Below are 12,511 nucleotides of genomic sequence, written 5' to 3' on the forward strand. Positions count from 1 at the left end.
TGCGAACTACGTTAGAACGTTCATTAGTTTATTGAGCATCTAACGCCCTTCAAGACGTGGATTTCATGCGAGCGCGCCATCACTATTTTATCCGCTCCACGTCGCCTGATTGTCGACAATCCATACTGCACCGTCGAATGTCTCTTCATGGCCGGTCGCGGCCTTCCGACGCCCGACCGGCGACTTCCAACCCTGAGCGGTCATCCGCTTGCCGTCGTGAATGGCTCGCCAAAGCAACTTTTCCATTTCATGCGAGCACGCGACCCAACGACGTACCGGCAAACACTACCTCAATCTCGTACTCGCGCCGGACATGTCTCTAGATGCCAGCAAAACTGATATACACAACCAACTATTGAACAGTACGTCGCGACCCGGATGCGTGTAATTTCGCTACAAATAACTCGTCGTAAACGATGCAAAAATCGCCGAAACACCATCTTGAAAATCGCCGGGAGCTTTGGGCGAAAGAAATACGGACACGTCGGTGCGCGAGAAAAGCAAGCTTGTACGGTACTGCTCTATCCTCGCAACGACATCATATCTATGCGGTAGATTCCCCGGCTGGTTTGGTCCCGGCCGTGCTCCGACTGAAAATCCCGCGGCGCGAAGAATAACTTCGGCGTCGTCAAATGAACTTCCGAGCGGAATGTAGCGAACTGCGAGCCAAGTAATGTCCCCGGCTTTATCTATCTCTTGGGTCGAGCCGCTTTGGGGAACCTTCTGATACGCCTTGTCGATTTCAATGCGAAATCTTTTTCCCAGTACTTCGAGGTCTTGCCGAGGGGATGCGAGCGACGCCCAAGGTACGAGCGCAAAATAAAGCGGCACCCATAATCCCGCGTGTATCGCAGTGCGTCGTTGGGAGGCCAGCTTCCGACTTTTTGCCATTGCCACCTCCGATTCGCGGGACCAGTCACATCGCAACGAGGCTGGTTCTCACCGGAACATCGCGGGCGATTGGGTTGGAGCATGCGTCCGTGGAGCCCTGGTGTCAACGATCTAGCCCCAACTGTTGGAAGACCGCTTCTGGCCGAACCCGGAAGTTCGGCAATGGCTGCCGGTCGTCTGCCGCCACGTCCGAAACTCCGAGCGGCCGTTATCACTCGCGGAAAGCCCAAATTCGCCTTACAGGAATGGAAGAAATCGGCATTCCGTCACCCCCTAAGATCATCAGAGAATGGGCTTTTAAGAGCGCAACCAATGCCGACCAGCAGTACGAGCAAAAATTCGAAGGCGCCTAAGAACCTCCGCGCCCCGCCCCTATAGCCGCGAATATCCAATACAGCAAGGTCACGCCGGGCAAAGATATTTCCATTGGCCTTTGCTTCCACAAGGTAGCGACAAGCCAAGGAGATATCCTTTGGAACACCTTGTCCCATTAGATATGAAACTCCAAGTCGATATTGAGAAGGGGAGTACCCTGCCCTCGCGGACCGCTGATACCAATAAACTGCATCAGCATACTTGGCCTCACTGGTCAGCAATCGCCCGAGATAGAATGCACCCCTTGCTGAACCAAGCTCTGCAGCATGCTTGAACCAGCGGGCCGCATCCTCCTGGCTCGCGTGCACACCTTGACCTTCTGCAAACATCCAACCTAGGAACACCTGACTCTCTGGATGACCCGATTCGGCAAGTTGTCGATAAATTGGGAACGCCTGCGAATACTTTCCCTTCGCGCAAAGTCTTGCCGCCTCACTCAGGAGCTCGGCTACACTCGGTTCGCTTCTTTTCTCCTGTTCACGCGCAGAGTTCATACGCATAATCCTCACGCCTAGCGAGGTACGTTGATGCCGAGGTGGCGGAGGTGCTGACGTTGAGAAGCGCGGCGAACGGCTCGCACATTCGAGTTCGTCGGGCAGGGGGAGGTAGCAAGTTTGCAAGTCCCTCGCGACAAGGACCTTGGAAAAGCGCGGATAGGTGGTGGTTCGATGGTGACCATTTCGAATCATCCCGATTGCAGAGAGCCATTCAGATTAGCGCAAGAAAAATCCGGCGTTACTGGGTCATATCGAAATGATTCATGCAATCTTCATAACCAAGAGGCTTATGATAGGAGTTTACGCGCCCCCCCTCGTTCGGCGGCCTAGTTACCTCACATGTCTCGCTGACAGTTGTTACCAAAGACATGCAGGCCAATTGCCAACAATCTATTCGTTGACGTCGACCGTCCGCTTCTGGCCGGTATCCGCCCCACGCGATCAGCCGTAGCTAACCCTCAACGGACTGTCGCCTTGCTCGGAAGCGGACGTGAAATCGCCGAGCGAAAGGGCTGCATTCCAATCCGGATTTGTGGCATTGGGAGGTGCGCAGTCTTCAGCCAACAACCAATCTCGCCGATGGCCATGCAGATTGATTCGCAGCATGACGCCTGCCTACTTGTAGAGCAATTGCTGACGCACGTCGTCCAAAACGGGACGCAGGGCCTCACTGATCCGCTTCGAAACGTCGGCCGGGCAGATATTGGCAGGGCTCCGGTCGCTCAATGTGCGGGTCGCTTTCAGCTCGCGCCCTTCCAGTGAATAGCGGCTTTCATAGCTGAGAAACTTGTTGTCCACCTTGGCACCCTCTGGCAGCGACAGCACTTGGAGCTTTTCGGGCAGCGTGATGACGTACTCCTCCTTAGTTGCACCGGGCAGGCACACCGTATCTTGGGGCTCGACCGGCAGCAAGGCTAGCTTCGCAAAATGGTCCACCGCCGCCTCCGTGTACAGCCAAGGAGTGATGCTGAGCCCGCCCGATCCTGGATAGCGGACTGCCTTTCGCACCTTGAACGTGCCCTTGTAGGAAAAATGGTCCACCAGTGGAAGTGGGTCGTCGAAATCAAAGGTGCCATCGGCCTCAAAGCCATCACGGCGGAACGCTTCGCGAATGAAGCGCGCCTGCTCGTCTTTGCCGATATTGAGTAGGCGCTGGCGTGCCAGCTCTGCATACAGTCCAGTCACTTCCACTGCGATATCGCCGTCAACCGAGCCATCATTGTCAATATGCAGGCGTGAGCTCAAGACTTGGGTGTTATTGCCCTTGTCGGCCGGAGTGCGGGCCGGCACATCAGAAGACGCGCTAAGCACGGGCTTGTCCTGATCTGCTACGGGCAGTCGGCCGAACACGGTGCGGCCGTCAGTGGTGTCCAGAAAGAGCTTAATTTCCGGCACATAGTTGATGACATGGTTAACCGTCGAGGCCACGACGATCTTGGGCAGCTTGTAAACATTGCCCGCATTGACGAGTACTTGTTCGCTGGCAATACCTTGGGCCGCAAGCAAGGCTTGCAGAAGCGTAGCGTGGTCCTTGCAGTCGCCCATTTTGGCATCGAGGACAACATCCAGGTCACGAGGCACTACAGCGCCAATGCCCACGCAGTTTCCGCCGTAGCTAATGTTTTGGCTCACCCAGTCGTAAATCGCATGGGCCTTGTCTTCGAGCGTGGCGCGCTCGCCCACGAGTTGCGCAGACAGCTGACGCAAGCGCGGCGTCACTGCCGCCTTTGGCGTGGCGCGCTCCACATAGCTCCGGGCCAGGTCACCCCAATCGGTGAAGCTGCTCAATGCAACACCGGGCTCGGACTCCGGATCAACGACCGACCAGTCATTGCGATCGGTGAGCTGGGGCACCTTGTTCTGCAAGGTCCAGGTTAGATACTGACGTCCGCCCTTCGCCACAGCACTTTCCTGCATGTCTCGCGCGGCGTACCGCAGGTGCATTTCCGCTGGTGCGTCCACACTGATCACAGCATTGTCGATGGCCAGACTGCGCGCGAAGCTTCGATCGAGCGAAAGCTTGCCGGGGAAGAGCGGCTCGATTGTCGACTTGCGGTATTTCAGCACCGTGGTGTCTCCCACCGCCAGATCCGGAAACACCAAACTGATGCTGCTGTAGTCGGAGAACATCGCCGTAGCGCCGTTGCGCCCCTCGTCTTTGCGTATTTGCCAACTTCCACGCGGCACGAGCACACGATGTCCGTTGGCCTTAAGCGTATATGCTTCGAGGACGTCGATTTTCTCTGCGCTGCGGCTGAAGCTGAGGGTACGTTGCTTGGCGTCTTCCAGCGCGCTGGTCTTCAGTACCTGGAGCGACATCGCCATCGTGGAATCGTCTTTGCCATCGATTCCAATGACGTGTTTTTCGTTGTAAGACACGATGCGAACGGCCGGATCCTGCGCATGATGTTCCATTGCAGCCAGCGGGGCCGGGGGCTGTGTCTGAGCGAAGCCAGGGAGAGCGAGCGCAGCCACCAACAATACGAGAAGGCGCGCCGGAACAACCGGATTTTGCATACGTTTCTCCCCCGGATTATATTCAATCGTTAAATTTCGGCCAATAGCCGAAAACTTTCCCCACGAGGCAACTGCCATTTATCACAGATGTTGCTCCTGACCTTTGCGCGAATTAGATGAAGGGAGAAATGCACGCTCTCCGTTCTCTGGAGTCGAACAGAGACACAATCAGGACGTTGCTAAGCGAATTAAACGCGGCCGCCGTCGAAGTTCATGCAACAACCAAATATGAGACGAAGGCCTTGCCCACAAAACCGCGTGATGGCACAGCCATAACCTTCGCCGGAAGGTAAATATCATGATCGCTCCGCGGAACGTTCAATACTGCGATCCTCAAGCTATTTTTTGTCATTAAAGCATTACTATGCACCTTCTCATATTTTAAAAACACATTTCATGATGCCCGTGTTGCTTTGCTGCCGCAGCCCCCGACTTCGTCGATTTAGTTAATACCGTCGGAAGATTCGATTCAAGCAAGTGGTAACCCCTATCAATCAGAGGTATCCGCTGCGGGACTAGAGCTTCAATATTCGATTCCAAAGTTAACGTTTGCGCGAATTGATGATTTCATTGAATCGGTCCTATTCGGAGAATTTTGCTTTTCCCCTCACCGCTCTCGCCTCTGGTAAGGTGGTTCCACTTTTACGCGCAGACCGTTCTCATGATCGGCCAGCCCGACTTGCGCAACACCCGATCCGTTTCAACCGCAGTGCCCCCTTCTGTGGCGGCTGGCCACTCGCCCGCCCTTGCGCCACTTTGCCGTCCCGCCCCCGCGCCTACCGCGCATGCACCGACACGAACCGCCGCGCGTTATTTCGCTGGATCAGCACCGCAATCACCTTCCCGCCTTTCGCTTCGAGCGCCGCGACGTCGTCCGGGGTTTCGAGCAGCGTGTCGTTGAGTTCGAGCACGACGTCGCCCGGCTGGATCCCGGCGGCGGCCGCCGGCCCATGCACGTCATCGACCATCATCCCGACCGCGAGCCCGGTCGAACGACGCTCGTCGTCGGTCAGCGGATGCATCGTCAGGCCGAGACGATCGCCGCCGCCGGCGGACGGCGCGGCAACCGGCTCCGCACCCGCGCCAGCGGCCGCCGCGCCCGCCACACCGGCCGGAGCCGCTGGCGCGACCGTGACTGTCACTGTCATCAACTTGCGGTTGCGAATCAGCCTGACCGGCGCCTTCGCACCAGGCGGCAGCGCGGCCGCGACGTCGTTCAGTTCGGCCGAGTGGCCGATCGGCCGGCTGCCCAGTTGCAGGATCACGTCGCCGGGCCTGATGCCGACCGCCGCGGCCGGCGAGCCCGGATCGACCGCGTTGACGAGCGCGCCGGCCGGACGCGGCAGCCCGAACGCCGCTGCGAGCCCCGCGCCGACGTCCTGCACGTCGACGCCGAGCGCGTTCCCCGACGGCGTGCGCTGCGGCTGCGGCTGCGTCTGTGCCTGCATCTGCGCCTGCAGTTGCGCGCGCACCTTCACGGCGAGGCTGATCGGAATCGCGAACGTGAGGCTCGAATAGCGATCCGCGCTCGGGTAGACCTGCATGGCGATGCCGATCACTTCGCCCGCGCGATTGAACACCGGCCCGCCCGAGTTGTCCGGATTGACCGCGATGTCGGTCTGGAAGAACGGAAACGGGCTGCCATCCGGCAGCGTGTGCGACGTCGCGCTGACGATGCCGGCCGTGACCGTGTTCCCCGTGCCGTCCGGCGAGCCGATCGTGATCACCGGTTCACCGACGCGCACCTTCGACGAATCGCCGAGCCTGACCACCGGCAGTTTCGTCGCGTCGATCTTCAGGATCGCGACGTCGCTCTGCGTATCGACGGTCAGCACGGTCGCCTTGAATTCGCGCCGGTCGGCCAGGCGGACCGTCAGCTCGGTCGCCTGATCGACGACCTGCGCGGACGTCAGGATCAGGCCGTCGGCGCTGACGATGAACCCGGAACCGCTGCCCGAGAGCGTGCGCGGCACGGTGTCCGGCGATGGCGGCTGCGAAGGAGGCTGTGGCACGCCGCGCTGGAAGAACGCAGCCAGCGGATCGTCGGTATCGAGCGTGGAGATGGCGCCCGCCATGGCTGGCGCGGATGGTGCGCCCGCCTGCGCATCGGGCGGCATGGCCTCGTTGATGTGCACGACGGCCGGGCCGTAACGCTCGACGATCGCGGGAAAATCGACCGGCGCGGCAGCGGGCTGCGCGACGCGTTTTTCCTTCGCCACGGACGGCGCGGGACTCGCCGCGATGGCCGCCGGCTGCAGCGACACGCAACCGGCAAACACTCCCCCGATCAGCGCGGCGCGAAGCACGGCGCGGACAAGCGTCAGGCGAACCACGGTGCACCTCCCCCGGCAGTCGTCGCACCGCCCGATGCGCGAGACGCGCATGCAGCCGACAAGCCCCAGTACACGCTCCATTTATAGTCCACGCCGCGCGCCAGAGCATACGAATCGAAACTCCGGATGCCGGCGGCGCATGCGCCGCAGAACGCCTGCAGCATTCGTTCCGGTCAAACCGGGCGTTTCGTCAATCCGCACAATTCCGACGTTCGCGACACGTGCACGGAGCGCGCGCTCGTCGACCGGGCGCGCGTGACCGCGACACTGCATCCGGGCAAGACGGTGCGCGCCCGCCGATTCAACTGCCGCCGAGGCGATGCGCAAGCGCGGACAGCGTGCGCAGCAGCGGCTCGAACGCATCGGCCGACGTGTTGCCGAAGCCGAGCACGAGGCCGTTGTGCGTGGGGTCCGCATGCATCGAGAAGCCCGACAGCGCGAACGGGCCGATGCCGTGCGCGCGGGCGGCGTCGACGAGCGCGCGATCGGGGTAGCGCGCCGGCAGGCGCAGTGCCAGGTGCAGCCCGCACGGGCCGCCCTCGACGCGATGCGGCACCGTGAAACCGCCGTCGAGCGCAGCGAGCAGCGCCTGCCGGCGATCGCGGTAAAGCCGCCGCATCCGGCCAAGGTGGCGGCCGTATTCGCCCTTCTCGATGAAGTCGGCCAGCGCGAGCTGCACGTGGCGCGTGCCACCGCGCAGCATCTCCGGCAGCACTGCCTGCACCGCGGACAGCAGCGCTTCGGGCAGCACGAGGAAGCCAAGCCGCAGCGCCGGAAACATCGTCTTGCTGAACGAGCCGAGATACACGACCGGCGAATCGGGCGCGAGCCCCTGCATCGCGCCGATCGGCTCGCCGGTGTGCCGAAATTCGCTGTCGTAGTCGTCTTCGATGATCCACGCGCGATGTCGGCGCGCGGCATCGATCAGCGCGAGCCGGCGCGAGATCGACAGCACCGCGCCGGTCGGAAACTGGTTCGACGGCGTCGTGTACACGAGCCGCGGCGTGCGGTCGCGCCAGTCGTCCGCATGCGTGCACATGCCTTCGCGATCGACCGGCATCGCGACCACGTCGAGGTCGCCCGCCTGCATCGCGGTGCGCGCACCGCGATAGCCGGGCTCCTCGACCCACACCGTGTCGCCGGGGTTCGTCAGCAGTTGCACGCACAGCGCGATCGCGCCTTGCGCGCCCTCGGTCATCACGATCTGCTCGGGTTCGCAGCGCACGCCGCGCGTCACTGCGAGGTGGCGCGCGATCGATTCGCGCAGCGCGGGCTCGCCGAGCGGATCGCCGTAGCCGAGCAGGTCGCGTCCACCACGGCGCAGCGCGCGATCGATCGCATGGCGCCACGCGTCGACCGGGAAATGCGCGAGCGCGGGCACGCCCGGCCGAAAGCCTTCGAACTCGCCGGCGCCGATCAGGCTCGGGCGGATCCGCGCGAGCCGCTGCGCGACGGCCGGTGCCGCGGCACGACGGCGCGGCGCGCTCCGGCGCGACAGCCCGACGACGCGCGTGCCGCGCCGGTCGGATTGCAGGAAGCCCTCGGCAACGAGCTGCTCGTACACGGCCGTCGCCGTGTTGCGGGAAATGCCGAGCGTGTCGGCCAGCGCGCGCGTGCCGGGCAGGCGACTGCCGGCCGGCATCGTGCCGCCGAGAATCGCGTCGCGCAGCCGCTGCAACAGCTGCCGTTGCAGCGACGGCGCGCCCGGCGCGCGCGACAGCGGCGCGTCGAGCTGCGGCGAAACGTCATCGGAAGAGAGAACGGAAGTCATCGAATGGGGCGTGGCACCATAAAATTGCCGTGTGCTGGCGCTTCTCATGGTACCTCGCGATCACTACGATCGTCTGCATGCCGGCATGTCGCCGGCCACCAACCGAAGCGAGATCGACCTTGTCCACGCTCACCAGCGCTTTTCAACAGCCCATCGGCCAACCGGTTCCCGACTGGACCGCGCGCCCGCGCCCGCAACGCATCACGCTCGACGGCCGCTACTGCCGTCTCGAGCCCCTCGACGCCGACCGTCACGCGGCGGACCTGTACGCCGCGTACGCGCAGGCGGCCGACGGCAGCGACTGGACCTATCTCGCGCACGGTCCGTACGCCGACGAAGCGAGCTACCGCGAGTACGCGCGCGGCGCAGCAACGAGCGCCGATCCGCTGCACTACACGGTGATCGACCGTGCGACCGGCCGAGCTGTCGGCACGCTCGCACTGATGCGCATCGATCCGGCCAACGGCGTGATCGAAGTCGGCTCCGTCACGTTCTCGCCCGCGCTGAAGCGCACGCCGGTGTCGACCGAAGCGCAATACCTGCTGATGCAATACGCGTTCGACACGCTCGGTTACCGGCGCTACGAGTGGAAATGCGACAGTCTGAACGAGCCGTCGCGGCAGGCCGCCGCCCGGCTCGGATTCCGCTATGAAGGCACGTTCCGGCAAGCGATCGTCTCCAAGGGGCGCAATCGCGACACCGCGTGGTATTCGATCGTCGACGGCGAATGGCCGGCCGTCGCGGCGGCGTTCGACGCATGGCTGTCGCCTGCGAACTTCGACGCACAAGGCGTGCAGCGCCAGTCGCTTACCTCGATCCGCCACGCGCAGGCGAACGCGCGCGACGCGGCCGGCCGCGAGAACGGCGCGACGGGTGCGACGGGTGCGACGGGTGTCGCGGTCCGGCCGCTCGCCGCCGCCGACGAGGCCGCGTGGCGTCCGCTGTGGCAGGGCTACCAGCGCTTCTACAACACCGCACTGAGCGATGCCGTGTTCGCGACGACGTGGGCCCGCCTGATGGACCCCGACGAGCCGATGTTCGTGCTCGGCGCGTTCGACGCATCGGGCACGCTGCTCGGGATCGTGCACGCGATCTACCATCGCTCGTGCTGGACCGAAGGGCCGTACTGCTATCTGCAGGACCTGTTCACGGCGGCCGAAGCGCGCGGGCGTGGCGCGGGCGGCGCGCTGATCGAGGCCGTGTACGCGCACGCGCGCGAAGCCGGCGCGAGCCGCGTGTACTGGCTCACGCACGAGACGAACACGACGGCCCGTGCGCTGTACGACCGGCTCGCGAACAATGCGGGGTTCATCCAGTACCGCAAGGATCTCAAGTAGCCGAACCCGCACGGCGGCACGCGCTGCGCACGCCCGGCCGCCCGGCGCCCGTCAATCCCGGACGCCGGGCGAACCGTACGCGGCTGGTCCGGCCTGCGCGGCGTCCGGCCCGGATCCGACGGTCACGCCGCTCGGGGCCGCGCACGGCACCGATGCGGGACAGATCATCTCGTCGCCGTTGACCGGCGCCGGCCCGATTCGTGCGCGACGGCGCTGCGGCTAAGTTCGCCGCGACGGGTGCTTCGGTCATCGTCTCTTCTCCATGCGAGTCGCCGGGAAGCGTCGTCGTGAGGTGATCGCGCGCCGCCGCAGTTGATCTGGCGCACATCGCGCCCCGGCGGCGTTCGTCTCTCGACTCGTCTCACGCGCGTGAGACGAACGTCGCACGCGTCTCGCATCCCGAATGCCTGCGCAATCGCAGCAAACACGCTGAGCCCCAACCCGGACGCCCCGACATACGTACGAAGCACGGCTTGTGCGGCGCACATTCGTGATGTCGCACGCGGCCTCGCAACCTCGCGCATTGCGCTGGCACCGTTCCTGCATGCCGATCGGGCGCGCCATCGCGCGACGGTCGCGACCGCGTTTCGCGCCCGACGACAACCCTGACGGAGACAAGCACGTGAGCACACCCGCATCGGCAATTCAATCGAGCATGAAGGCCGCCGTCTGGCGCGGCCGCCGCGACATCCGCGTCGAAGAGGTTCCCGTTCCGGACCGCCCGCAAGCGGGTTGGGTCAAGATCCGCGTGCACTGGTGCGGGATCTGCGGCTCGGATCTGCACGAGTACGTCGCGGGCCCGGTCTTCATCCCGGTCGACGCGCCGCATCCGCTGACGGGCCTGAAGGGCCAGTGCATCCTCGGCCACGAATTCAGCGGCGAGATCGCGGAACTCGGCGCGGACGTGACGGGCTTCGCGGTCGGCGACCGCGTGACGGCCGACGCCTGCCAGCATTGCGGCACCTGCTGGTATTGCACGCACGGTCTGTACAACATCTGCGAGAACCTCGCGTTCACCGGGCTGATGAACAACGGCGCGTTCGCCGAATACGTGAACGTGCCCGCCGAACTGCTGTACAAGCTCCCCGACCACTTCCCGACCGAGGCCGGCGCGCTGATCGAGCCGCTCGCGGTCGGGCTGCACGCGGTGAAGAAGGCCGGCAGCATCGTCGGGCAGACGGTCGTCGTGGTCGGCGCCGGCACGATCGGCCTGTGCACGATCATGTGCGCGAAGGCGGCCGGCGCGGGACGCGTGATCGCGCTGGAAATGTCCGCCGCGCGCAAGCAGAAGGCGCTCGAAGTCGGTGCGAGCGTCGTCATCGATCCAAAGGAGACCGACGCGGTCGCGCAGGTCAAGGCGCTGACGGGCGGCTACGGCGCGGACGTGTCGTTCGAATGCATTGGCCACACCACGACCGCGAAACTCGCGATCGACGTGATCCGCAAGGCCGGCAAGGCGGTGATGGTCGGCATCTTCGAGGAGCCGACTTCGTTCAACTTCTTCGACATCGTGTCGACCGAGAAGGAAGTGATCGGCTCGCTCGCGTACAACGGCGAATTCGCCGACGTGATCCGCTTCATCGCGGACGGCCGGATCGACGTGCAGCCGCTGATCACCGGCCGGATCGCGCTCGGCGACATCGTGTCGCGCGGATTCGAGGAACTGGTCAACAACAAGGACCGCAACGTGAAGATCATCGTGCAGCCGGCGGTGGGCTGACGGCGGAGGCGAGGCGCTGTCTGCCGGAAACCTCGCGGCCGGCGGTGGGCTGATGGCAGAGGCGAGGCGCCGGCTGCCGGAAACCTCGCAGCCGGCGGTGGGCTGATGCCGGAGGCGAGGCGCCTGCTGCCGGAAACCGGCAGCAGGCTCTCGCCGACGATCTCGCGACGCGACGCGCCGCGGTCGATGGTCGACCTGTCGCGACATGCGCAGGAATGGATCGCAATATCCGGCATCTTGCACGCCGCGAACGACCGCCGAATGTCCGATATACTGGATCGCACGTGATTCACGTCCGAACCCTTCACCGGGAATCCGTCCTGTGAAACCGCGAGCCGGCCTGATCCTCGAACTCGTCGTCAACCTGATGCTGCCGTGGGCCGCCTACCGCGTCGCGCATCCGCATTTCGGCGAAGCCGGCGCGCTGTACGCGTCGGCCATCCCGCCCGTTCTCTGGGCCCTCTTCGAATTCATCCGCGCGCGCCGCATCGATGCGGTGAGCGTCGTCGTGCTGTTCGGCATTGCGCTGTCGGTCGTCGCGATGTCGCTCGGCGGCGGGCCGCGCGCGCTGCTGATGCGCGATTCGCTCGCGTCCGGCGCGATCGGCGTGATATTCCTGATGTCGCTCGTGCGTGAACGCCCGGTGATCTTCTATCTCGCGCGCGCCACCGTGGCCCGCGAAATGGCGGGCGGTGCCGCGCGCTTCGAAGCGGTGTGGGAAGAGCAGCCCGCGCTGCGCCAGACGCTGCGCCTGATGACCTTCGTGTGGGGCACCAGCATGACGCTGGAAATGCTGCTGCGCTGCTGGATGGTCGCGAACTGGACGGTCGAGCGCGTGCTGGTCGTGTCGCCGATCATCGGCTATTCGGTGTTCAGCTGCCTGCTGATGTGGACGTTCTGGTACCGGCGGCGGATGCGGGCGCGCAACAACGTCGACATCCCGACCCGCGACGGCCTGACCGAAACCGCCGGCAGCTGACAGCCATCAGCAACCGTTGACAACCGTTAATGGCCGTTATGGCCGTTATGGCCGTTATGGCCGTTAATTGTCGATAATGGCCGCCCCCGGC

8 protein-coding genes are annotated in these 12,511 nt (G+C 63.8%); 3 read left to right on the forward strand and 5 right to left on the reverse strand.

The features are described 5' to 3' along the window. Positions 1-393 precede the first annotated feature (393 nt). The 5 genes from ACV22Z_RS00075 to pdxR form a co-directional block, all read right to left on the reverse strand. Positions 394-891, reverse strand: coding sequence for a hypothetical protein (locus ACV22Z_RS00075; protein ID WP_448074299.1), 498 nt, complete (start codon positions 889-891; stop codon positions 394-396). A 266-nt stretch (positions 892-1,157) separates the two neighbouring features. After that, on the reverse strand, positions 1,158-1,760 hold the full coding sequence (locus ACV22Z_RS00080; protein WP_448074300.1) for a tetratricopeptide repeat protein: 603 nt from the start codon (positions 1,758-1,760) through the stop codon (positions 1,158-1,160). 618 nt (positions 1,761-2,378) lie between these two features. After that, positions 2,379-4,358, reverse strand: a complete 1,980-nt coding sequence (locus ACV22Z_RS00085) for a DUF3857 domain-containing protein (protein ID WP_448074301.1) — start codon at positions 4,356-4,358, stop codon at positions 2,379-2,381. Positions 4,359-5,056: 698 nt separating this feature from the next. Then, positions 5,057-6,613: a trypsin-like peptidase domain-containing protein gene (locus tag ACV22Z_RS00090; RefSeq protein ID WP_448074302.1), complete on the reverse strand. Its 1,557-nt coding sequence runs from the start codon at positions 6,611-6,613 to the stop codon at positions 5,057-5,059. Between the two features lie 301 nt (positions 6,614-6,914). Next, on the reverse strand, positions 6,915-8,384 hold the full coding sequence (gene pdxR / locus ACV22Z_RS00095) for a MocR-like pyridoxine biosynthesis transcription factor PdxR (protein WP_448074303.1): 1,470 nt from the start codon (positions 8,382-8,384) through the stop codon (positions 6,915-6,917). A 119-nt stretch (positions 8,385-8,503) separates the two neighbouring features. Here pdxR and ACV22Z_RS00100 point away from each other — a divergent pair, with 119 nt between their 5' ends. The 3 genes from ACV22Z_RS00100 to ACV22Z_RS00110 all read left to right on the forward strand — a co-directional run bounded on the left by ACV22Z_RS00100 (position 8,504) and on the right by ACV22Z_RS00110 (position 12,420). Next, positions 8,504-9,721 carry a GNAT family N-acetyltransferase gene (locus tag ACV22Z_RS00100; protein WP_448074304.1) on the forward strand — a complete coding sequence of 406 codons (1,218 nt, stop codon included), beginning with the start codon at positions 8,504-8,506 and terminating at the stop codon, positions 9,719-9,721. 655 nt (positions 9,722-10,376) lie between these two features. Beyond that, on the forward strand, positions 10,377-11,441 hold the full coding sequence (locus ACV22Z_RS00105) for a 2,3-butanediol dehydrogenase (RefSeq protein ID WP_448075123.1): 1,065 nt from the start codon (positions 10,377-10,379) through the stop codon (positions 11,439-11,441). Positions 11,442-11,763: 322 nt separating this feature from the next. Next, complete coding sequence (locus tag ACV22Z_RS00110; RefSeq protein WP_448074305.1) at positions 11,764-12,420, forward strand: VC0807 family protein; 657 nt, start codon at positions 11,764-11,766, stop codon at positions 12,418-12,420. The last annotated feature ends 91 nt before the right edge of the window (positions 12,421-12,511 follow it).

The sequence above is a fragment of the Burkholderia sp. PU8-34 genome (assembly GCF_053427725.1).

Bases quoted from the DNA above. Each gene is read 5' to 3' on its own strand.
- ACV22Z_RS00075 (WP_448074299.1), bottom strand. From the start codon at position 891: ATGGCAAAAAGTCGGAAGCTGGCCTCCCAACGACGCACTGCGATACAC.
- ACV22Z_RS00080 (WP_448074300.1), bottom strand. From the start codon at position 1,760: ATGAACTCTGCGCGTGAACAGGAGAAAAGAAGCGAACCGAGTGTAGCC.
- ACV22Z_RS00085 (WP_448074301.1), bottom strand. From the start codon at position 4,358: ATGGCAGTTGCCTCGTGGGGAAAGTTTTCGGCTATTGGCCGAAATTTA.
- pdxR (WP_448074303.1), bottom strand. From the start codon at position 8,384: ATGACTTCCGTTCTCTCTTCCGATGACGTTTCGCCGCAGCTCGACGCG.
- ACV22Z_RS00105 (WP_448075123.1), top strand. From the start codon at position 10,377: ATGAAGGCCGCCGTCTGGCGCGGCCGCCGCGACATCCGCGTCGAAGAG.